This is a genomic window from Streptomyces formicae (genome assembly GCF_002556545.1).
GTDB lineage: Bacteria > Actinomycetota > Actinomycetes > Streptomycetales > Streptomycetaceae > Streptomyces > Streptomyces formicae_A.
In genome coordinates this window covers 4,957,586-4,979,084 of record NZ_CP022685.1, presented here as the reverse complement: position 1 = coordinate 4,979,084, position 21,499 = coordinate 4,957,586, and the positions used below count along the sequence as shown (strand labels likewise).

Genomic DNA, 21,499 nt, shown 5'->3' with positions numbered 1-21,499 from the left:
CTACTCGGCGGCCCGGGCCGATGGCTGGCTGACGATCGCGCTGCGGTAGGTCGAGGCGGCACTCAACCCGCGACAGTCATGGAGACTTGGGACGGGCTCTACGAGGGCCGCATCGATAAAAGAAGAGCGCTGCTCCGAGCCGAGCCCTGCACAGCATCGATTACCGACGCCCGCACCCTGATCACATGGACGATACGACCAGTGCGCCTCATGCCGCTGGCAGACCACAATGAGGCTTAACTCCGGGCCTGCACAGATGGCTTCAAGGCCCACGCGACCGACTGAGTTGCAACGTTCTTTACTGGCTCAAGGCGGCTCGCTCCCCTCCCCGCGAGCAGGTCTGCCCCCCGGCCGGGCCTGCGCTCCTGTCTCCGCCCCGCGCCAGCCCGGCCGGCGGCCGGGCCGCGTGCAGAGCAATCAGCCGCTTAAGCTGAGAGCGAGGGTACGTCGCGGCTAGGGCGACCGGTTCCACGGCTTTAGGGCCACCTCCCCTGCCCGGGGCTCGCGTTGAGTAAGGCCAGGGGGCCACTCGTGCACATCGCGGGTAGGCCCCAAGCCTGCCGCGTTGCCAACCAGCGTTCAACGCCCTGATCACGCTCCCCCCAGACCGGGCAGGCCACCAGCCAAACCCGCTCCACCAACCTTGTGAAAAGCCTGCTCGCACATACGCGTTCTAGATATTCTTTGCGCATGCCTTGGGACGAGCGACACTCATTCAGAGACTGCCCGTGGTGCGGTCTCACCAATACCCGACTGACGACTATCACCGCTGACCAATTAGTATCCGACAAATGGGGCGAGAATAGGTTTTGGGCAACGTTGGGATGCCCATCCTGCGGGAATGCCGTACTTGTACGGCATGGAGCCCCTGACAGCGACGATATCAAGGCGTACGAAGTTGTACCGATCTCCAAGCGCGCCGAGACCGATATCATGCATCTACCGAATGACGTGACACGTTACTATAGCGGTGCTCTACGCGTGCTTCGTGCTGGTGTGCCGGACGCCGCAGCCGTTCAACTTAGGCGAACCCTTGAGGCCGCTGCCGCTCATTATGAGATCAAAGAGAAGGTCCTCATGAAGAGCATCGAGAAGTTGATCAAGGATGGGCATGTCACGCAATCATTCGGCCCGCTTCTTCATCACATTCGCTCCATTGGCAATGTGGGGGCGCACGCAAGTGACGAACAGGTGGATCAGGAAACGGCCGAGAGGGCTCTTCGGTTCACGACTCAGCTACTTCGGAATCTATTCGAGGTCCCAGGCGAACTTGATGAACTAGCGACGAACGGCAAGGAAGCAGCGGCAGATTCCAGGCGCAGCGCTTCGAGTTAGAGATATTCAGCAATTTCTCAAAACGCAGGGCCCTGGCCTCTCGGAGACAGGGCCCTGTCATGCAGTCAGGCGCCAACCTGCTCCGCGAGTCTCCGCTACAGCAGCCGCTACTCCCTTTGCGAGGCAAATTCAAAGAGCCGCTGACTAAGAGACGCCACCGCCGGGGAAAATTCAAGCTCGCGCAGCTGGGGGCGCGAGATTCCCAGTTTTGCAAATTCCGCGAGATCCAGCAGATACATACTGTTGCGCTGCTCCACACACCCGATGTCTGCCAAAAAGTCGAGCGCCGTGCGAGCTCGACGATTCTCTCCGATAATCAAATTGTCCACGAATGGCTGATAGAGAGCAGCCTGCCCCTTCTTGGCGTCCTTGAAACGCAGCACGATTCGCCGCATCTCCAGATAGAGCGCAGAGGCTTCCCGCGCACCCGAATGCAACGCTGAAGGATTTAGCTTCTTCTGATACTGAGTCCAGGGGTATGAAAGTTCATCGCACAAGATATGGAGGTGCGTAGACTCTACACGAATCTTCACGTTGTCACTAATGAGATTTGAGACGTTAAGCAAAACTGGAGTTTCGCCACTATCCCCCGTGCCAAATACTTGAACATCTTTAGCGGTGACTAGCAAGTCCTGGCAGGCGATGTAAACGCTGGGACCAAACTTGAACGAGCTACCCTCACCGCCAAGCATCACCTCGGGAACTTCGTATATCTCGGCATTACTCAGCTCGCGAGGAAAAGTCAGACTTAGATTCCCCTCGAAAGATGTAAAAGTGAGCGGACCCATCGTCAGGCTGACATTTCCCTGATGCTTTGAAGTGACCGCGAAGCCCGAGTAGAGTCGATTACCGGTCTTCCCAGCAGTGAAATGCAGAGTATCGCCGGCCACACACATTGACTTAAATGATTCATACAAGGCACCGAAAAGCTCAGAATGACAGGTAGATACAGGTGCCCCCTCAACGCGTGTCAGGGCATGCGTGAAGTAGGCGAACATCGGCGAGTGCTTCCACTCGGAGGAAAGGAGTCGACTGCGAATTGAAGCACCAGAATCGCCAACCACGGTCACGCTAGCGAGAGAACGTGCCGTGACATAATCACGGAAAATTACGTTAAACCACTCAGATCCGCGCAGGAATGGGTGGTTTACCAACTGGGAATTGACGGCAACCTCGTAGGCGTCGCGTAAACGCTCGGGCAGGTGGGCCGGGAGTTCCACCGGTGTTGAAACCTTTTCGACATAGTCAAGAAGCCGCGTGCACTGCTCTTCAGGCGTATACAAAGCCAAAGACAAACGTCGGTCTCCGACAGATTCAAATTCGGCAGTCTTAGCGAACTGGGTTACAAATTTATTTTGCTCACGAATGAGCAGGTGGTCAATAACTTGAGCGACCAAATGCCAATGCGCTGTTCCTTCTGCTGCACCCGAGGAGGAGAATTCACGGTGAAGGGTTGTAAAATTGTCTACGGCCAGAAATTCTGCGGCTACATCCAGAACCGGAGCGTAACCGAGAAAATCGCGAATTGATGGGTTGTTCCAAATGTCTGAGCTCACGTCAGATATAACAGAAGATAGAAGAGTAAATAGGGTATCTCGGGCCCTTTCGTAAGGGGTGGCGAATCGGCGATGTACAGCATCTTTTCCTGAAGCCGAATACACCTCAACCATACGATCGTCAAGATAGCTTGCAGCTTGGTCGCGACCGAAGGGGAGGATTTCAAAGTGGGAGTATTGGATACTCCGCTCGTTGAAAAGATCGGTCAGGGATCTTGCGCTTTCGGCACGAGACAGCATAATCATCGCAGGCTTGCCTGACATGTCTGCCGCAGTTTCTGCAACGCCGCGCAGGAATGCCTGGAAGTTCGCCTGCCCTGACCGGATCTCCGCTTCATCAAGCGCATCAATGATAAGTGTGGCACGCCCCGCTTTCATCTGCTCAACGAAGCGCCCAGACGGGCCTGCGCCCATCGCCTTCCAAAGTGCACCTTCAAGCGTATTACTACCGACATGCAGTGTTGACAGGTCGAGAACGGGCGCCTTAAGCGTGTGGCTGAGATATCGCGCTGCTGTTGTCTTTCCGACAGCAGCTGGTGCTGTAATCAGAATAAGCGAGGGGGTCACCGGGTCGCTGACTCGCGCAGCACGCATTTCAGGAATTACGTAATTTGCCTTGGGAGTGCGCACCTCTCGAACACCCTGCGAATCTGACACGAGACCAACCCAGGAGTCTTGCGCTCCACAAAGTCCTGCAAGATCACTAAGAAACATGTTACTCCCCACCCGCAGGTCATCTGAACCTAAACAAGTAACACAGCAGACCTACCCTTGTCTCACGCTTTGTTTTTTTGGCGAATTCCAGTACCCGCTGAGATGTACGATGTGGAGAGTCTGCCTCGCATGATCAAGATGAAGTTCGCGACGGAGCGGTCGTCGCGCAAGGTGCCATCCATGCGCTTCCGCCCTCGGGACTTGCTCTGGTCGACAGCCGACAGCATGGCTTAGGCCCACGGGGGTACAGCGAGGCACACGCACGCCTGCACGGTCGTCTACCCGCCCTCTTGGCTGACTTTCGTCGGCTGAGCCTCAGACACTCCCGGGGTCAGCCTGGCCGAGGAAGGTTCGAGGCCGCGCCTTTCACGTGCCAGATCCTGCGGGGAACTGCGGGGACTCGCCCCGGGTACGATCACACGTCGACACCGCTCCGCCGCAGGTAAGCCCAGCAACCGTTGCCAAGAAATCCGAGCTTCCCAAGCTGAGAGTGCGAGTTCGATTCTCGTCACCCGCTCCATAGTTCGCGGCAGTTGAGGCCCAGGTCAGGCGACCTGGACCTTTTGTTGTGCGCGGCCTTCGGTGTCGTAGGCGGTGCGGATCAGGTAGATGACCGGCGGCGCCTGCGGGCGTAGCCGCCGGGTCCGGGGGCGGGTTCGGCAATCTGTGTGACGCGGGTGATGTCGATCGGCAGGTAGGAGGTGGCGAACTCGACCGGCCGCTCGTCGAGGAGATGCCGACGCCTGCGGGCGAGCACGCGCCGTATGGATCCGAGCCGGGCAGAGACGCCCTGTCGTCCTGCCTTCTCCTCCTTGTTTTCCAGGCGGGCTGACGATGAAGGCCAAACAGTTCTACTCCGACGCCGGGATCATGCCGTCGGCCGACCGCAGACTAGCTGGCTACCGGATCTACGACATCGACGTGCTTGCGCGTCTGGATCTTGTGCGGACCTTGCGCGATCTGGGACTCGACCTTGCCGCCATACGGGAGGTCCTTGACCGGGAGATTTCGGTACCCGAGGTCACGGCCGCGCATGCCGACGCTCTGGACGTGCAGATCCGCACTCTGCGCCTGCGGCGCGCGGTGCTACCAGCGAGGGCCAAGCGGGGATCAAGCCCGGAGGAAATGGACCTCATGCACCAGCCCGCAAGACTCCCCGATGACGAACGTCGTCGTCTCGTCAACGACTTCATCGGCGAAGCCTTCGGGGCCGGGACGCCAACCCCGGCTTCGTGGAGATGATGCGCTCGGCCTCGCCCGAACTGCAGGAGTGCTCCGAACCCGATCAGTTCGACGCCTGGGTGGAACTCGCCGAGCCCACCCAGGATCCGGAATTCCGCGCCGCGGTACGCTGGATGGCAGAGCATCAGGCGGCCGAGCGTCCCCAGGGCGACACCACTGGCCTGCACCACGACCTCACCCCAGACAGTCCGCGACCAGGTCGGCCGCGCTCCCACCGCCCGCTACGCCCGGTCTTCGACCGCGCCGACGACGCCGAACTGTGCCGCTGGCTGCTGGCACACCTACACGCCTGGAGATCGCCAACGATCCCCGCGCGGGACGCTATTGGCACCCTCTGGCCGTCATAAACGGATGGCCCGTCCAGCCGACCCTGACGCCGGTGCGCACCTGCTTCATCGAAGCCCTGCGCACCAGGATCAAGCAGTAGCCCGCGTCGCCCGGCCCTCGCGGTCGAACCTGGCGGCGACGGAGTGGACAGGTCAGAGTGGCAGGTCGTCGGGCAATACGCGGAACGCCTTGTGGCGGCCGAGAGGGCGGACGGCGCGGAAGTCCCGGCGGTCGAGGGTGAGGATCGCGTCGGTGTCGTAGTCGGATGCCAGGGCGACATTCACCGCGTCCGCGAGGTCGAGGTCCAGCGACCCGTAGCGCAGCCGGACGGACTGGGCGGCGTCCAGGTGGTTCTCGGTGATCTCCGGCGCGATGACTCGGCCCCGCCGCATCCAGTGCCGGATGTCGTCGATCGCGCTGAGCGCGGCGTCCCGGCCCAGCTCACGCGTCGCGACGTGATCGAGCTCGGCGAGCAGGAGCGGGGACATGACCAGAAGGCCGGCCGACAGGATGGCCTCGTTGGCCGCCTGGTGTTCCGGATGGGTGGAGTCAAGCGCGGCCAGCAGGCCGGAGGTGTCGGCGATGACGATGATCACGCGGCGGCACCGGGATCCGTCTCGCGTCGCACCGCATCGGCGACCGTGTCACGAACCTCGGCCTTTGACGGAGTGCGGCCCCGTCCCTCGAAGGTGCGCGAGAACAGCGGCTCGTCCCAGACGCGGTTCGCCATGGCCGCGAGGTGGATGCCCTGGCGAATGATCTCGGCCTCGCTTATGCCTCGACGCTTGGCGGCCTCTTTGATGATCGCCAGGTCCTCGGGGGCCGCGTAGACGTTGGTCCGCTTCATAGACATGTACCAATGGTAGTCCATGTACCAGATTGGGGCATGCTGAAAGCAGCAACACAACAGAGAGGCCCAGGTCGGTGACCTGGGCCTTTGTTGCGCGTGGGCGCTGCTCTCAGTTGGTGGTGTGGGTGGGGTAGACCTGCACGTCGGTGTAGGCGCCCTTGATGGCTCCGGCGGCGGAGGGCCAGTCCAGGGTCACGCTGTGGGTCTCGTTGGGGGGCGTGACGATGATGTTGGTCGGGGAGGCGAGGCTGTCGCCGGAGCCGTCGATGGTGTAGGCGAGGTTGAAGACGGCGGCGTCACCGGGCTTGAGGGTGGTGACGCGGGGCTGGGCCTGGCCGCGCTCGATGGGGCTGGAGGTGTTGTCCTCGTCCTTGATGTCCACGCCCGCGAAGCCGGTGGCCGAGCAGGTGGTCGAGCCCCGGTTGATCATCGTGATGTCGATCCGGCCCTCGTTCTCGTCCGGCGCGGCGTCCGCGGCGTCTATCGCCAGGTCCTCCGTCTTGCAGAACGTGACCTTGCCACCGCCGGACTTCGCGGCACCGCCCCCGGCCGCCTCCGCCTTCGTGTCCTTGCCGGAACCGGAACCGGAGCCGGAGCCCGCCTTCGCGTCGCCCGCCTCCGAGCCACCCTCCGCCTTCGCGTCACCCTCCGAGGAGGACGAGGACGACGAGGACGACGAGCCCTTGGAGGAGGAACCACTCGCCGAGTCGTCGCCACCGCCACACGCCGTCAGCGACAGCGTGGCGGCGACGCCGAGAGCGGCAAGGGCGGAGAGGCGGGTGTACTTCATGGTGTTCCCCCAGGAGTGACTCGGTGGAGTAGCTCGGTGCGTGCGGTCTGAAACATTTGTAGCCCGCACCGAGTTACAGCCGGTCCCCCACGAGGTCTTCGTTCTGTCACAGGGGATCTCAGGGAGCGATGAGGCGGCTGGTGAAGCCGTCGCGATCAACTTCGCCTGGCGTTACTGCGCTTCGGAGATGACCTGCTGGCTGTCCCTCACCCGTTCATCTCCCTGCTCACCGTCCAAGCCGGGGCCCATCGGTCCCTCGCTGCTGGCCTCGACGCGCTCGATACTGCGCAGTGGCGCACGGTTCCGTGCCCCGCCACGGCGAGCGACGTCGATGAAGTGCAGCGCCTGGGCGAGGCCGCTACTGCCGCAGCGGGCGAGGCCGAGCTCTTGGTGGGCCACCGACCAGCCGTCATCAGCCATAGATGTTGCTACGCCCGCCGCCCCCCCCATCCACCGACATCGCCACCCCCGTGACATAAGACGCCGCCCCCGAGCAGAGCCACACCGCCACCCCCGCCGCCTCCTCCGCCGTCGCCATGCGGCCGAGTGGGGTGATCGACTCCTGGAGGGCTATCAGGTTCGTGCCCGCCGCGACCCTTTCGAGGCCGGGGGTCCGGGTCGGGCCGGGGCAGACCGCGTTGACGCGGATTCCGTGCGGGGCGTAGTCGACGGCGGCTGTCCTGGTGAGGCCGACGACTCCGTGCTTGGCGGCGACGTAGGCGGGGGCCGTCGGGATCGCGTGCAGGCCGCCTGCCGAGGCGATGTTGACGATCGCGCCTCCGCCTCGGCTCCGCAGTGCGGGCAGCTCGTGCTTCATGCACAGGAAGGTGCCGCTCAGGTTCACGTGGACCACGTGCTCGAACTCGGCCAGGGACATCTGGTCGAGCTGTCGGTGGTGCGAGTCCAGGCCCGCGTTGTTCACGGCCAAGTCGAGGCCGCCGTATGTCGCTACCGTGCGCTCGACGGCCGTCCGTACGGCGTCTTCGTCGGTGATGTCGACGGGGACGGGCAGCGCCTCGCCGCCGTCGGCCCTGATCAGCTTCGTCGTCTCGACCGCCGTGCTCTCGTCGATGTCGGTGACGGTGACCGCCGCTCCCTGCCGGGCCAGTTCGACCGCCGTCGCGCGGCCGATTCCGCTGCCCGCGCCCGTCACCAGGCCGACTTTTCCCGCGAGGTTGATCATCGTGCTCTCCCTGATAAGCCGTGCGTGCCAAGCAACTCGGTGTGTCTGAGCCCGTGTTCAGGTGAGGGGGACCACGATTTCGTTTGCGTGTGCGCCCGTTTCCGCCTCGTCCAGGAGCAGCGCCGCCACCGTCGCGCGCGAGATCCTCGGCGGCAGCAAGGGGCGGCGCAGGTTCGCGAGACGTACGACGTGGCGGGTGGGGCTGAGAGGGCCCTCCGTGATGTCCGGGGCGTGGAACACCGTGGCGCCTGCGGTCAGGGCGATCTGGTCGGCCTCCGCCTTCTCCGCCAACTCCGCGCCGACGAACATCCGCATCACGAGGGAGTAGAGCAGCCCGCCCGAGCGGCTCGACACACCGGAGCCCAGGGCGCCCAGCCAGACCGTGCGGACCTTCGACTCCGCGAGCAGCCTCGCCCCGGCGACCAGGGCGCCGGGTCCTTCGCCCTTGCCGATGCCGATGGCCGAGACCGCCACGTCGACGTCGTCCAGTAGGGGGTCGGAGAAGGTTTCCGGGGAGCAGACGTCCGCCCTCCGCGTCTCGACCTGCCGGGGCGCGGGCACGGCCACCTTCTCCGGGGTGCGGACCAACGCCACCACCTCGTGCCCGCGTTCGACCGCCTGTTCCACGAGCGTGCTGCCGGTCCTGCCCGACGCCCCGAGTATCGCGATGCGCATGCCGATCCACTCCCTGCCCTTGACTGAACAAGTGTTGGTTATGTGAGTAAACAGGTGTTGGTTAGTGGCGTCAAGGAGAGGAGGGGTGCAGTGGGCTCCATGTACGGTTGTTGCACCGTTCTCACTGGTCGGAAGGGGGCTCGCGGGTGTCACCTCAGGAGCAGGCCGCTCCCCGTCGTCGTAATCCACGCGGGCAGGGGCAGGTACTCAGGGCTCAGCTCATCGACGCCGCGGCGAAGCTGCTCGCCACCCTCGACCAGCCCGAGACGCTGACGCTCCGGCAGGTCGCGCGGGAGGTCGGTGTCGCACCGGCCAGCATCTACAGCCACTTCCCCGACCTCGGCGCGCTGGTCCAGCACGTACTGCGGCTGCGCTACGAGGAACTGGCCCGGCTGATGGACCAGGCCGCGCGGCACGCCCCGGATCCGCTCGCCGACGTCGTCGGGCGCTGCGCCGCCTACGTACGCTGGGGAATCGATCAGCCCGGGCACTACCGGACCCTCTTCGGCGGGCGCATGCCCACCGAACTCATCACCGGGTCGGCCCACGGGGCCGGTGAAGAGCTCTTCGGGGCCCTGGTCGCCGCCCTCGCCGCCGCCACCGATCCGGACCGGACGCAGGCACAGAGGCAGGAGCAAGCGCAGACGCAGGTCGCGTCCGAACGGCAGTGGCAGGCCGGGCTCCTCCTCTGGACCGCTCTGCACGGCCTCGTCAGCCTCTACAACGAGCACGGCGACATGCCCTGGCCTCCCCTGGACGACCTGCTCGCCGACCTGATCGGGCTGCACACCGGCCGCCCCGCGGCGGACATCGCGGGACTTCTGGCATCGGGTGAGGACTAACGGGTCAGAGCCCGGAATCCGCTCTTCACAGCTTCGCGTTGAGCGTCATGAACGAGCGGCGCTCGATGAAGTGCTCGAAGACGGGCTCCGGTTCGGGCGAGCCCGTCGACAGGTCCAGGCCGCACATGTAGAGCTCAGGGCGGTTCGACAGGAGCTCGAAGTCGCGTACGGCGTCGTCGAATGTGCAGATGACACCCGGCTCGGTCGCGGAGTCGATCACTAGGACGTGATCATGCGTACCCATCGGCGTCGCTCGGGCCCACCGCACCGCCTCGTCGTCCGAGACGCCGTCGAGCTCGAGGGACCGGCGCGACACCTCGCTCCAGTCGATGCCCTGCCCCGCCCAAGGGAGGGTGCAGAGATAGGCGTCGAAGGCCGCTGCGAGTTCGACCGTGCTGGTCGAGGCGGCGCGGGTCTCGATCCAGGTGGAGATGTCTTCGGAGCGCACTCGCGCAGGTTACCGACCGGCCGCTGAGCGAAGCGCGCCTCACCTGCGCCGCAGGACCGTCAGCTCCTCGAAAGCCCGTCGCCGGGTGCGGCAGAGGTTGGAGTTGCCGTCGGGGTCCGGGCCAGGGCCATGGTCCCGGCCGCGGTGGGTGTCGTGAAGTAGCGGCGGGCGTACAACGCGACGTACACCAGGCCGATCAGGACTCCGAAGGTGGCGATGGCCACGGCGATGGCGAGCTCGAAGTGGTTGCCCGCGTCCACCGGCCGACTCAAGGACGCGGGCCGCGCAACGTTCGAGGAGAACGACGCGTCCTGTTGCTATGCGCTCCAGGACAAGGTGTGGGTGCACGGTCCCGGGCAGGAGCCGTGCTGCGGCTGCGCCTGATCCAAGAGGCGGCAGCAATACTCCACGTCCCCTTCGCCTCAAGCTTCTTGGCAGGGGGCTTACACCACTGACCAGAACTGGTCGGAAACGGTCTTCACGTCGGCTGACCGCGCCGCCTAGCCGCCCCGCCTCACGGCCGCGGGTGGCTGGGCGACAGAATGCGCGCATGGCTGACGGTGGGGAATTTCGCAGCGGTCTCGCTCAGCGCGTCGCGAACTTCGACCGGAAGGCGGCCGACGCGGCCGCCGACAGGGCGGAGGAGGAGCGGAAACAGGTACTGGCAGACTTCCCGTTGGACACCTGGGGGGCACTGTCGCTGGAGCGGTACGCACTGGGGCCGACGGGCTATGAGCGTCCGGGGACGTCCTTCTGCCGTCTGCTGGAGTACGGAACCAATGCCATCGGCAGCATCCGCGGCGGCAGCGCGGCGAAGCACATCGTGTACCAGCACCGGACGGGCGAGTGGCGGATCGTGCCCAGCGCCTTGCGCGGGCTCAGCGCGCACAAGGCCTGGGAGGCGGTACGGGGCGAGTTCGTGACCGCCTTCGCTGCGGCGGCCGAGGGGGACTACGAGCGCATCGACGAGCTGGAATCGCTCTCGTACGGGCAGGCGCTGACCACCAAGGCCCTGACCGTGTACTTTCCCGACGACTTCTTCCCGGTCTTCTCCGCCTCGCACGTCCGACACTTCACCGCACTGCTGGGCGGCAGACCGCACCAGTACTCCTCGGGCGTACGCACCTGGCGCGCCAATCGGGAGCTGCTCGACCTCGTCCGCCATACACCCGAGTTCGACGGGTGGCGGACGCACGAAGTGATGCGGTTCCTGTACGCCTTCCACGATCCGCGCCCGAAGGACCGGCTGGTCTGGAAGGTTGCTCCCGGGGAACGAGCCGGCCTCTGGGACGACTGCCTGGCGAACCGCCGCATACGGATCGCCTGGGACGAGGTCGGCAGCCTCGGCCAGTACGAGAGTGACCAAGAGCTCAAGGAGGCTCTGGACCTGCACTGGCCGCACAGCACCGGCGGCAACCTGCGGCTCGCCCGGCAACTGCTCGCCTTTCGCGACCTGGAGCCCGGCGATCTGATCGTCGCCAACCGGGGCAAGTCTGAAGTGCTCGCGGTGGGGACCATCGTCGAGGGGTACTCGTACGCTCCGGAGCTGGCGACGCACCGGCACACCGTGGGAGTGGACTGGGACACCTCGTACGCCCAGCTGTTCGAGTCGCCGCGGCATGCCTGGCAGCAGACCTTGGCGAAGGTCCCCGCCGGGCTGTGGCGGGAGATTCGGCAGGGCCGCAAAGCCGCCCTCTCCGAGACCACCGAACCGATGGCCGGTAGCGATGCCGAGACGGACGCTGAGCTTCCCGAAGCCGTACGCAAAGTGCGAGAGTTGCTCGACCACAAGGGGCAGGTCGTGCTGCAGGGCCCTCCCGGCACCGGCAAGACGCGGCTGGCACTCAGCGTGGCACTCGCCATGGCGGGGCAAGGAGATCTGATCGAGGCCTCAGCTGAGGAACGCGCCGCGGCGCTCGCCGAGTTGTCCAAGGTCCCCACGGGCGCCGATGCCGCCCGCCTGACCATGGTGACCTTCCACCCGTCCTACGGATACGAGGACTTCGTCGAAGGCTTCAAACCGGCTAAGGCGGCGGAGGGGGCGGGGCTCAATCTGACCATGACGGACGGGCTGTTCCGCCGGGTCTGCACAGCGGCGGAGGAATCACCCGACGACACCTTCCTGATTGTCGTGGACGAGATCAACCGCGGTGATCTGCCGCGTGTCCTTGGCGAGTTGATCACCCTGTTGGAACTCGACAAACGAGGTTCTGTCGCCGTCACCCTGCCCACGAGCGGCCGGCCGCAGACCGTGCCCCCGAACGTCCGCATCATCGGCACCATGAACTCCGCCGACCGCAGCGTGGGGCACATCGACGCCGCGATCCGGCGCAGGTTCGCCTTCCTCGACGTGTCACCGGACTTGGACGTTCTGGACGGTGAGGTCGAAGGCCTCGGCCTGGCTGACCTCCTGCAAGGACTGAACACCAAACTCGACACCGCATTCGGCCCGGATCACCTGCTCGGGCAGGCCTACCTACTCGTCGGCGACCGGCCGCTCGCCACCGTGGAACAGCTCTCGAACGCCTTCCATCACGAAATCGTGCCACTCGTCTCCGACTACTGCCTGGGGCAGCCCGACCTCCTGAGGAGTGTTCTGGGCGCCCTGGTGGACGACAGCACCGGCCGGGTGGTGCACACCAACCCGCAGGACCTGCCCGGAATGCTGGCGGAGGAGTTCGTGGCGACGGGAGCCGCGGGCGATGAGCGGTCCGTCGACGAGGGCACTGGCGGCTGGGGACAGTGAAGAGCGGACCAGCCCGGAGCACCGCCCGACACGAGGTGGTCCTCGAAGAGCACACCTCCGTCACTGTCTCGCGTTCCAAACTGTACGGAGGTGACCTCGACAGGCTTCGTGCGGCCCAGGCTGTCACCGTCACCGAGAACCGCGACGGTTACCTCCTCAAGGTGAGGTCGTCAGCCGGAGTCATCGAACTCGACCGGGTGCGGCTGGTGTTGCGGCCCAAGTTTCCGGTAGAGGGACAACGGCTGATCGAATGGCTCTGCTACTCCCATTACCAGCGAGAGCCCGACGAGACGCTGCGCAACTGGCCCATCGGGCGCGACGGCTACGCGGGATTGGTGCCCGCCGCGCTGCTGCACGAATGCCGCCTTCTGCTCCGGCGCGGGCTACGCAGGGACTACGTACGCCGACCACGCGTCGACACCACCTTGCGGGGGCGACTCGACGTGGAAGCCCAGGCGACCCGGTGCTTCGGCACGATTGACCAGCTTCATCTGCAGACCTTCGAATACGAGGACGGCGGCTGGGAGAACATGGTGTGCGGGGCCGCGCTGACCGTGGCGGCCCAGCGGTCCACCGACGCGCGTCAGACCCGGTGGCTACTCGACGCCGCAGCCCAATTCCCCTGCCCGCGAAGGCCGATGGACGCACGGGCCCTGCTGGCGCGGGCACAGTACAACCGGCTCAACAGCCACTACCGGGCCGCGCACGCCTGGGCTCGGATGCTGCTCGGCGGCGGCGGGGTGCGGGACCTCCTGGATCCGCACGGCTTCGGGGCGAAGAGCCTGCTGCTCAATTTGAACGTCCTGTGGGAAATGGTCGTCCGGCGGATGGCGGTCGACGCGGCGGCCGGGCTCGGTGGCAGGGCTGCCCGCCCTGAAGAGGGCGTCATCCGGACGTACGGAGTACTCAACGGGCATCCGCCGCCGTTCCGCCCCGATGCGCTGCTGGCCTTCCCGCCACCCCTCGGGGAGGCCGGCGCGGCGCGCTACCTTGCCGTGGACGCGAAGTACAAGCGGTACGCGGTGGAGAATGTCGGCGCCGCCGACCGCCACCAACTTCTCACCTACATAGCCGGATACACCGATCCGGACGCCCCGCTGGCCCTCGTCGTCCATCCCTCACCCGACGGTCCCACCCGGCGCGTTCTACGTGTCGAGGGGCCCCGTGGTCGCCTGGGCCTCATAGAGGTACTGGGCCTCGATACGCGCGCCGCTCTACAGGACGCCGCAGAACCGCTACGCAAGGCGATCACCGACTTCGCCGGACAGAGCCCGTCAGGTGCGTGACTGCCTCAGGTGACGGGATGCGGCGAGGCAGGCGGAGAGCCAGGTCGCCTCCTCACGGTTGATGATGAGGTCGGCGACCGTGATCATCCCGTCCATCGGGCCGTCGAGCCGGATCGAATGGTCGCCGATGCGGAACATCTCCCAGTCGGTATCGCTGTGCCAGAGCCGAGCGGTCTTGTCGCCCCGGCGCTGGGCGAATACGAGTTCCTCTCCGTGTTCGTTCATGAAGTACCCGACGTAGTCCCTCTCGGTCACCTCACCACCGCACAAACGGGCCAGAAGCGGTTCGATCGCGGGTTTCTCGTCCGTCATGCGCGAGGCTCCTCCTCGGAGTCCGTGTCAGCGTTCAGGTCGACGTCGTACTCTGCCGATGAGAGAGCCAGCATGCGCGAGGCCGAGTCCAGCAGCGTCTCGTAAGTGATCACTTCTATGCGTGACTGGTGCGCGTTGTAGGTCCGCAGCGTCTCTGCGATCTCCTGGGCCGTGGCGTCCCCGCTCACGTACCGCGGATGTCCGATCACGACGGTCGCCGAGGCCCGGCGCGTATCGACTCCGTGCTTGGTCAGGATTCCGGGTCGGTTCTCGTCCAGAGTCCGGAGGTAGTTCTGCGTCTGGGAGACCGCATGGTGCACCGGGGCGCCCAGCATGAGCTGGCCGGAGGGCCGGATGACCAGTTTCTCGATGTTGGCGCGCTTGAGTTCCACCACGTGCAGAGAACCGTCGGCGCGCAGGAGCGGGATGTCGAGGATGGTGTCCGGTGTGTACTGACGGCGGGCCAGCTCGGCCACATAGGCACCACCGAAGATCCACTCCTGATTCTTCAGACAGGCGTGGAGCGCGCTCTCGGAACTGTCCGGGGCCTCCACCGCGGAGCGCAGAGCCGCCAAGCCCGCCTGTCTGGCCTTCAGTTCGAGCAGCTGGGCCAATACGCCCGCGTCAACGTCGGCCAGGACCTCACTCATCATCCGTGCGGCCTCGGCGGAAGCCGGTCGTGGCAGGTTCCGCAGAACCACCTCCATGTGCCCGAACTGCTGCAGACGCCTGACTTCCCGAATGGACAGCCGAACACCGCCATCCCCTTCCCCGAGGCCGAGATGGTCGGCGGACCGGGCTATGCCCCGGAAGAGGTCACGCGCGTCCGAAGCGGTCGCGTCAGGATGGTCTCGGCACAGGGCGTCCAGAGCCGAGACCGCCCTGTCGGCACCCATGGCAGCCAGCCTCTTCATGTAGTCCTCGCTACGCTGCCGGGCATCCTCGTCGTAGTAGTTCTCCAGGATTTCCAGGAACAGATCGCCTCTGGCGTAGGCGGCGAAGCGCTGGAAACGCTGGGCGAGTGGGAAGTCCCCGTGCAGGATCGCTTCCTGGGCCACGCTCTCCAGGGCATCCACCAGGGGCCTGCCCTTGCCGTACTTTCCGCCGAGGCCTCCCATGACAGTCAGCACCGCGTCGATGCGCTCCCGAACACGCGCATCCCCTGTGAGCTCCTGAGCCGCCTGGACCATGCGCCAGAGCGTGAAGCCGGATCGAAAGGTCGTCACGCAGGCACCCTAGGGCCGGGCACTGACAACTCCCCACGTCACGTCGCCCCCAAGACATCAAGAAGGCACCACCACGCCCCACGTGGTTCATGTCCCGCTGGTGAGGTGGCCGCACCGTACAGAGACGTCATTGAGTGCTTCTGAGGAGTTCCGCATGGCCAGACCGCGTGTGTCCCGTTCCCGTCGTCGGGTGATCATCGCCTCGTCCGTGGTCGCCGCCACCGCCGTGGCCGTCACCGTCACCGCCAGCGCGGGGGCCTCCGACACCAAGGACCAGGCCCGTCGCGCGATCCAGGGCGGGAAGGCGAAGAACGTCATCCTGCTCATCGGCGACGGCATGGGTGATTCCGAGATCACGCTCGCCCGGGACTACACCGTGGGCGCCAACGGGCGGCTCAACATGGACAAGTTCCCGCTGACCGGCGCCTACACGACGTACGCCGTACACAAGGACGGGACTCCGGACTACGTCACCGACTCCGCCGCCAGCGGGTCCGGCTGGGCCACCGGTGTGAAGACCGTGAACGGGCGGATATCGAAGACGCCCGGCACCGACAAGGCCGTTCCCACGATTCTGGAGCTCGCGCAGAAGAAGGGGTACGCGACCGGGTCCGTCACCACCGCCGAGCTGACCGACGCCACCCCGGCCGTCCTCGCCTCGCACGCCACCGACCGCAGCTGCCAGGGTCCTGCCGACATGGCCAAGTGCCCCGCCGACACCATCGCCAAGGGCGGGCCGGGGTCCATCGCGGAGCAGAGCGTCAACCACAAGGTCGACGTCCTCCTCGGCGGCGGCAAGCAGCGCTTCGACCAGAAGGTCACCGACGGCAAGTACAAGGGCCTCACGGTGAGCGAGCAGGCCGAGAAGCTCGGGTATCAGATCGTCACGAACGACCGCGAGTTGAAGAAGGTCAAGTCCGTCAGGAACGGCAAGCCCGTGCTCGGGCTCTTCGCGCCCGGCAACGTGCCCGTCGAGTGGACCGGCAAGGCCGCCGCCAAGGGCGGTACGGACCCGCAGCGCTGCACCACCTCCAACCCGGGCCGTCCCGCCGGTACCCCCGCCCTCGACGACCAGGCCACCAAGGCCATCAAGCTGCTGGAAGCCAAGCAGAAGCACGGGAAGGGCGGGCAAGGGTTCTTCCTTCAGGTCGAAGGCGCCTCGATCGACAAGCAGGACCACGCCGCCGACCCCTGCGGCCAGATCGGTGAGACCGCCGCGTTCGACCGTGCCGTGAAGGTCGCGCGCGACTACGCCGCCAAGCACCCGGACACCCTGGTCGTCACCACCGCCGACCACGCGCACACCAGCCAGATCGTGCCCCTGGAGGCGCAGCCGCCCGGCCTCTCCTCCACGCTCGTCACCGACGAGGGCCAGCAGCTGAAGGTCAACTACTCGACCAACACGCCCGGCCAGTCCCAGGAGCACACCGGCACGCAGGTGCGGATCGCGGCGCAGGGCCCGCAGGCGTACCGCGTCCTCGGGGTCACCAACCAGACCGACCTCTTCACCACCGTGCGTGAGGCGCTCCGCCTCCGCTGAGCGCGCGCACCAGGAGGGCGCCGACCGCGGGTCGGCGCCCTTCTTCCTCGTCCGGTTGTCCGGTACGAGCACCTGATCCCAGGGGCAGATCCGCTAGGCTCGCCCTGTGACGGCCGACCAGTCTCCGGTCCCCTATGCCATCGTCGCTGTCGCATCGTCCGCGGGCGGCATCCAGGCGTTGATAGCGCTGCTCGCGGAGCTCGGACCGGACCTTCCCGTGCCCGTCCTCGTGGTGCAGCACCTCGACCCGCGGCACCGGACGGTGATCGCCGACGTGCTCGCCCGGCGGGCCGAACTTCCGGTCAAGCTCGCGCAGGACGGCGAGTACGCGCGGAACGGCGTGATCCACATCGCTCCCCCCGACCGGCACCTCCTCGTGAACTCCGACGGTCTCCTCACGCTGTCCGACACCGAGCTCGTGCACTTCGTGCGGCCCTCCGCCGATCTCCTCTTCGAATCGGTCGCGGGCGCCTACGGGTCACGGGCGATCGTCTGCGTGCTCACCGGGACCGGGGTCGACGGCGCGATGGGCGCCGAGGCGGTCAGCTCGCGCGGCGGGACCGTGATCGTCCAGGATCCGGCCGACGCCCAGTATCCCGGGATGCCGCAGGCGGCGATCGACGCGGGGGCGGCGGATTTCGTGCTACCTCTTGAAGAGATCGCCGCGGTCGTCCGCGGACTCGTCGAGGCCAAGAGGCAGTGAATGGGCGCATCGCAGCACGCCGACAACGATGAGGCGCTGGAGGAGCTCCTCGCGTTCATCAGGGACGCCCGTGGCTTCGACTTCACGGGCTACAAGCGCTCCACGCTGGGCCGACGCATCAAGAAGCGCATGACCGACGTCGGCGCCACCTCGTACGCGGACTACCGGGACCTCCTGGAGACCAGCGCCGAGGAATTCAACGCGCTGTTCAACACGATCCTGATCAACGTCACGTCCTTCTTCCGCGACCCGGAGGCCTGGACGCTGTTCCAGCGCGAGATCATCCCCGAGCTGATCACGGACCTCGCGCCCGAGCAGGAGATCAGGGTGTGGAGCGCGGGCTGCTCCAGCGGCGAGGAGCCGTACTCCCTTGCCATCATGTTCGCCGAGGCGCTCGGCATCCACGAGTGCCTCAAGCGCGTGAAGATCTACGCCACGGACGTCGACGAGGAGGCCCTGCGCGAGGCCCGCTCCGGGCTGTACCCGGCGAAGGCACTGGAGCCGCTCAGCATGGAGCTGCGACAGAAGTACTTCGAGAAGAACGCCGCCCAGTTCAGCTTCCACAGCGACCTGCGGCGGCGGGTGATCTTCGGGCGGCACGACATCACCAGGGACGCCCCGATCTCCCGGCTGGACCTGCTGCTCTGCCGGAACACCCTGATGTACTTCAACGTCGAGGCGCAGACGCAGATCCTGGACCGTTTCCACTTCGCGCTGCGCAAGGACGCCTTCCTCTTCCTCGGCAAGGCCGAGATGCTGCTCAACGACGCCGAGCGGTTCGAGGTGACCGACATGCGCCAGCGGATCTTCCGGCGCAGCTCGGGCGCGGCCGGGGCTCCGTACCAGCCGGCCCCTCTGAAGATCCGGCCCGGCACGGGCCCCGAGGTGACCTCGGTCGCCCGCAGCCGCCAATTGCGCGATCTGGCCCTGGACGCCGGACCGACCGCGTCGATCACCGTCGACAGCGAGGGGAGCCTCGTGGTGGTGAACAGCCAGGCGCGGATCCAGTTCGGCCTCTCCACGGCCGACCTCGGCCGCCCCTTCCGGGACCTGGAGATCTCCTACCGCCCCGTCGAGCTCCGCTCCTTGATCGACCAGGCCATGGACGAGCGCAGGACGCTCCGGGTCAACAGGGTCGAGCGGCGGGTGGGCGACGAGGTCCAGTACGTCGACATCCTCATCCAGCCGCTCGCCGGGACCAACGGCACCCACGTCGCGACCACGATCTCGTTCGCCGACGTCACGGTCAGCACGCAGCTGAAGTCCGAGGTCAAGCGCGTCAAGGAGGACCTGGAGACCGCGTACGAGGAGCTCCAGTCCACCAACGAGGAGCTGGAGACCACCAACGAGGAACTCCAGTCCAGCATCGAGGAGCTGGAAACGACCAACGAGGAACTCCAGTCCACGAACGAAGAACTGGAGACCACCAACGAGGAACTCCAGTCCGGGAACGAGGAACTGGAGACCATGAACGACGAGATGCGCATCCGCACCGAGGAGCTCGACGAGGCCAAGGCCTTCCTCGAGGCCGTGCTGACCAGCATCGCGGCGGGCGTGGTGGTCCTGGACAGCGAGCTGAAGGTCAAGAGCTGGAACCGCGGCGCCGTGGACCTGTGGGGACTGCGCGCGGACGAGGTCATCGACACGCCCTTCTTCGGGCTGGACTTCGGGCTGCCCACCGAGGAACTGCGGCCCGTGGTGTCGGAGTGCCTGACCTCCCGCCAACGCTCGGGGCCGGTCGGCATCCGCTCCACGAGCCGCCTCGGCAGGCCCATCATGTGCGACGTCTTCTGCTCCCCGTTCGACGGGCACCACGGCGGTGTCGTTCTCATGATGGAAGAGAGCCGAACCGACCCTCAGGGCTGAACCCGCGCCGTACGCTGGGGACATGAACCCGCAGGGGCACGCGGCCCGGCTCGGCCTCGCGGTGGAGGCGCGGCGCCGCGCCCGCCGTGCGATCGAGCGCGCGGCGCGGGCGGAAGCGGCGGCCGAGCGGCACACACTCCTGAGCGCCCACCCAGGTCCCGGGGGCGAGCTGCACGCCCGGATCGCGGCGCGACACCGCAGGTCGGCGGCCTGTCACCGCTCATCGGCCCGCTTACAGGAGGCGTTCGCCCAGCGGGCGGCGGAGTGGGCGGAGGGGCTGGGCACCCAGCCCCGCTTCATGACCGGGGTCGCCGAGGCGTGCGGCACGGCGAGCGCCGCGCTCACCCTCTTCGACTCCGCACAGAACCAGCTCGCGGTGGCCACGTCCGACGAACCCTCGCGTGCCGCGCAGGACTTGGAGTACGTGCTCGGGGAGGGGCCCGCGAGGGACGTGGCGGCCGCGCTCCTGCCCCTGCACGTGTCGGGGCCCTTGATCGAGAAGCGCTGGCCGGGATACGGCCCGGCGCTGGTATCCCTGGGCGTCATGTCGGTGGCCGCCGTGCCCCTGAAAGCGATGGACAGCTGCGTCGGTTCGCTCGCGGTCTTCGATCTGGGCGCGGGCCGCGCGGCGTTCGCGGGACTCGCCGACGTCGCGGAGGCGCTCACCCGCATCATGGTGCTCGGACCCGACGCCGACCCCGAGCTCTACGGGGGCACGGACCACAGGGACACCGTGCAGCAGGCGGCGGGCGTACTCTCCGCCCGGTCCGGGCGCCCGATCGCCGACGCCCTCGCGCTGCTCAAGGCGCGCGCGTTCACCGGGGAGGTATCCACCGAGGTGGTGGCCGGGTGGATCCTGGACGGAGAACTCGATCTCGGCTGAGGGAGAACCGACCATGAGGCCCGTGCAGGAGCTCGCCGACTTCTTCGTCGCCCTGGCGGGCGGCGCCGAGGAATCACCGGACGTCGCCGGGACCCTTTCGGTCCTCGCCCACCACAGCCCGCTCCTGCTCGGAGTCCGTGCCACCGCGGCCGTCGTGTTCGCGCCCGGCGGGCGCGAGGCGCCACAGGTGGTGTGCCACGACCCCGAGGTCGCCCGGCTGGAGCGCGAGGCCGTCGAGCGGCGCGAGGGGCTCGTCCACGACTGTCTGCACCACGACCGGGGGCCGCGCCTCGTGGCCTTCGACGGGCGTCCGGCGAACCTGCGCTGGCCGCACTACGCCCCCGGGGTCGTGGCGCTGGGCTACACCCGCGGCGTCGCCGTTCCCTTACGCGGGCGCACCGGGACGACCGGCGCGCTCGTCCTGCTGTCGTCCGACGCCGAGAGCCTCTTGGACCCCGGCATGCTGCAACTCTGCCAGTCCATGGCCGACTTCACGGCCATCACCCTGGAACGCGCGCGCGAGACCGAGCAGAGCCGGACGCTCGCCGCCCAGCTGGAGCGCGCCCTCTCCAGCCGCGTGATCATCGAACAGGCCAAGGGTGTGCTCGCCACCCGCAGGCGGCTGACCATGGATGAAGCCTTCGCCGTGCTGCGCGGGTACGCGCGCTCGCGGCGAAGGCAGTTGAACGAGGTGGCCCGGGAGGTGGTGGAGGGCCGTGCGGATCCTGAGTTGACCGGGGCGCCCGAGGGGTGAGGGTGGCCCGGGGGGGGCCGGGGGGCGTTTAGACGGGGGTCTTGTCACCCGACATCGGGCCGTGGTTCGTGACGATATAGGGCATACACACCAGGGTGATGATTGCTATCGCGATTCCAGCTCGCGATCGTGAGGCCCGGCGGCCTTTGTTGGGCTTCTTGTTGGACGACTTGTCAGCCCGGCCGTCGTCTTGCTTGCGCTTCACCTAAAATGGCTCCTAG

At 66.5% G+C, this 21,499-nt stretch carries 21 protein-coding genes and 3 pseudogenes; 12 read left to right on the top strand and 12 right to left on the bottom strand.

Going from position 1 to position 21,499, the window contains the following annotated elements; all coding sequences use genetic code 11:
- Nucleotides 1–690 precede the first annotated feature (690 nt).
- Entirely contained in the window at nt 691–1,335 is a 645-nt protein-coding gene (locus KY5_RS43110) for a DUF4145 domain-containing protein (protein ID WP_098243767.1), read from the top strand.
- Nucleotides 1,336–1,442: 107 nt separating this feature from the next.
- Here KY5_RS43110 and KY5_RS41860 read toward each other — a convergent pair whose 3' ends face one another.
- Complete coding sequence (locus KY5_RS41860) at nt 1,443–3,521, bottom strand: hypothetical protein (RefSeq protein WP_159072574.1); 2,079 nt, start codon at nt 3,519–3,521, stop codon at nt 1,443–1,445.
- Between the two features lie 653 nt (nt 3,522–4,174).
- Nucleotides 4,175–4,428 (bottom strand): annotated as a pseudogene (locus KY5_RS21385) (GntR family transcriptional regulator); the annotation flags it as partial.
- Between the two features lie 11 nt (nt 4,429–4,439).
- Here KY5_RS21385 and KY5_RS43105 point away from each other — a divergent pair.
- Together KY5_RS43105 and KY5_RS43100 are read left to right on the top strand one after the other, a co-directional pair.
- Nucleotides 4,440–4,847, top strand: a complete 408-nt coding sequence (locus KY5_RS43105; protein ID WP_324963495.1) for a MerR family transcriptional regulator — start codon at nt 4,440–4,442, stop codon at nt 4,845–4,847.
- Nucleotides 4,838–5,194 carry a hypothetical protein gene (locus KY5_RS43100; protein WP_324963492.1) on the top strand — a complete coding sequence of 119 codons (357 nt, stop codon included), beginning with the start codon at nt 4,838–4,840 and terminating at the stop codon, nt 5,192–5,194. Before KY5_RS43105 ends, KY5_RS43100 begins: the two co-directional genes overlap by 10 nt.
- Before the next feature lie 132 nt (nt 5,195–5,326).
- Here KY5_RS43100 and KY5_RS21375 read toward each other — a convergent pair whose 3' ends face one another.
- The 6 genes from KY5_RS21375 to KY5_RS21350 all read right to left on the bottom strand — a co-directional run bounded on the left by KY5_RS21375 (nt 5,327) and on the right by KY5_RS21350 (nt 8,672).
- Nucleotides 5,327–5,770, bottom strand: coding sequence for a PIN domain-containing protein (locus KY5_RS21375; protein WP_098243765.1), 444 nt, complete (start codon nt 5,768–5,770; stop codon nt 5,327–5,329).
- Nucleotides 5,767–6,027 (bottom strand): CopG family transcriptional regulator, encoded by a 261-nt coding sequence (locus tag KY5_RS21370; protein ID WP_098247388.1) that lies wholly within the window; start codon nt 6,025–6,027, stop codon nt 5,767–5,769. The genes KY5_RS21375 and KY5_RS21370 overlap by 4 nt, the downstream gene beginning before the upstream one ends.
- A 106-nt stretch (nt 6,028–6,133) precedes the next feature.
- On the bottom strand, nt 6,134–6,814 hold the full coding sequence (locus tag KY5_RS21365) for a DUF4232 domain-containing protein (RefSeq protein ID WP_098243764.1): 681 nt from the start codon (nt 6,812–6,814) through the stop codon (nt 6,134–6,136).
- A 171-nt stretch (nt 6,815–6,985) separates the two neighbouring features.
- Nucleotides 6,986–7,234: a hypothetical protein gene (locus KY5_RS21360; RefSeq protein WP_098243763.1), complete on the bottom strand. Its 249-nt coding sequence runs from the start codon at nt 7,232–7,234 to the stop codon at nt 6,986–6,988.
- The gene (locus KY5_RS21355; RefSeq protein WP_098243762.1) at nt 7,227–7,997 is read right to left on the bottom strand and encodes an SDR family NAD(P)-dependent oxidoreductase; all 771 of its coding nucleotides are present in this window, start codon (nt 7,995–7,997) and stop codon (nt 7,227–7,229) included. The genes KY5_RS21360 and KY5_RS21355 overlap by 8 nt, the downstream gene beginning before the upstream one ends.
- A gap of 57 nt (nt 7,998–8,054) precedes the next feature.
- Nucleotides 8,055–8,672: an NAD(P)-dependent oxidoreductase gene (locus KY5_RS21350; RefSeq protein ID WP_098243761.1), complete on the bottom strand. Its 618-nt coding sequence runs from the start codon at nt 8,670–8,672 to the stop codon at nt 8,055–8,057.
- Nucleotides 8,673–8,818: 146 nt separating this feature from the next.
- Between KY5_RS21350 and KY5_RS21345 the strand changes: the two genes are divergently transcribed.
- Nucleotides 8,819–9,514: a TetR/AcrR family transcriptional regulator gene (locus KY5_RS21345; protein ID WP_234362800.1), complete on the top strand. Its 696-nt coding sequence runs from the start codon at nt 8,819–8,821 to the stop codon at nt 9,512–9,514.
- Nucleotides 9,515–9,539: 25 nt separating this feature from the next.
- Here KY5_RS21345 and KY5_RS21340 read toward each other — a convergent pair whose 3' ends face one another.
- Both KY5_RS21340 and KY5_RS41465 read right to left on the bottom strand, forming a co-directional pair.
- Nucleotides 9,540–9,962, bottom strand: a complete 423-nt coding sequence (locus tag KY5_RS21340) for a hypothetical protein (RefSeq protein WP_098243760.1) — start codon at nt 9,960–9,962, stop codon at nt 9,540–9,542.
- A gap of 59 nt (nt 9,963–10,021) precedes the next feature.
- Nucleotides 10,022–10,216, bottom strand: a pseudogene (locus KY5_RS41465) (hypothetical protein); the annotation flags it as partial.
- On the opposite strand from KY5_RS41465, the pseudogene KY5_RS42575 reads away from it, so the two are divergent.
- From KY5_RS42575 to KY5_RS21325, 3 genes and pseudogenes are all read left to right on the top strand, one after another.
- A pseudogene (locus tag KY5_RS42575) lies at nt 10,215–10,328 on the top strand (glyoxalase/bleomycin resistance/dioxygenase family protein); the annotation flags it as partial. The pseudogenes KY5_RS41465 and KY5_RS42575 overlap by 2 nt on opposite strands.
- A 184-nt stretch (nt 10,329–10,512) precedes the next feature.
- The gene (locus KY5_RS21330) at nt 10,513–12,708 is read left to right on the top strand and encodes an McrB family protein (RefSeq protein WP_098243759.1); all 2,196 of its coding nucleotides are present in this window, start codon (nt 10,513–10,515) and stop codon (nt 12,706–12,708) included.
- A gap of 35 nt (nt 12,709–12,743) precedes the next feature.
- Nucleotides 12,744–13,994 carry a 5-methylcytosine restriction system specificity protein McrC gene (locus tag KY5_RS21325; RefSeq protein ID WP_159072573.1) on the top strand — a complete coding sequence of 417 codons (1,251 nt, stop codon included), beginning with the start codon at nt 12,744–12,746 and terminating at the stop codon, nt 13,992–13,994.
- Here KY5_RS21325 and KY5_RS21320 read toward each other — a convergent pair.
- Entirely contained in the window at nt 13,983–14,306 is a 324-nt protein-coding gene (locus KY5_RS21320; protein WP_098243757.1) for a hypothetical protein, read from the bottom strand. The genes KY5_RS21325 and KY5_RS21320 overlap by 12 nt on opposite strands.
- Nucleotides 14,303–15,532 carry a Shedu anti-phage system protein SduA domain-containing protein gene (locus tag KY5_RS21315; RefSeq protein ID WP_098243756.1) on the bottom strand — a complete coding sequence of 410 codons (1,230 nt, stop codon included), beginning with the start codon at nt 15,530–15,532 and terminating at the stop codon, nt 14,303–14,305. The genes KY5_RS21320 and KY5_RS21315 overlap by 4 nt, the downstream gene beginning before the upstream one ends.
- A 154-nt stretch (nt 15,533–15,686) precedes the next feature.
- Here KY5_RS21315 and phoA point away from each other — a divergent pair, with 154 nt between their 5' ends.
- From phoA to KY5_RS21290, 5 genes are all read left to right on the top strand, one after another.
- Nucleotides 15,687–17,072 (top strand): alkaline phosphatase, encoded by a 1,386-nt coding sequence (gene phoA, locus KY5_RS21310; protein ID WP_098243755.1) that lies wholly within the window; start codon nt 15,687–15,689, stop codon nt 17,070–17,072.
- 106 nt (nt 17,073–17,178) lie between these two features.
- Complete coding sequence (locus tag KY5_RS21305; RefSeq protein ID WP_098243754.1) at nt 17,179–17,775, top strand: chemotaxis protein CheB; 597 nt, start codon at nt 17,179–17,181, stop codon at nt 17,773–17,775.
- Nucleotides 17,776–19,641, top strand: coding sequence for a CheR family methyltransferase (locus KY5_RS21300; RefSeq protein WP_098243753.1), 1,866 nt, complete (start codon nt 17,776–17,778; stop codon nt 19,639–19,641).
- Nucleotides 19,642–19,663: 22 nt separating this feature from the next.
- On the top strand, nt 19,664–20,524 hold the full coding sequence (locus KY5_RS21295) for a GAF domain-containing protein (protein ID WP_098243752.1): 861 nt from the start codon (nt 19,664–19,666) through the stop codon (nt 20,522–20,524).
- Between the two features lie 13 nt (nt 20,525–20,537).
- Entirely contained in the window at nt 20,538–21,278 is a 741-nt protein-coding gene (locus KY5_RS21290) for an ANTAR domain-containing response regulator (protein ID WP_098243751.1), read from the top strand.
- Nucleotides 21,279–21,499 lie beyond the last annotated feature (221 nt).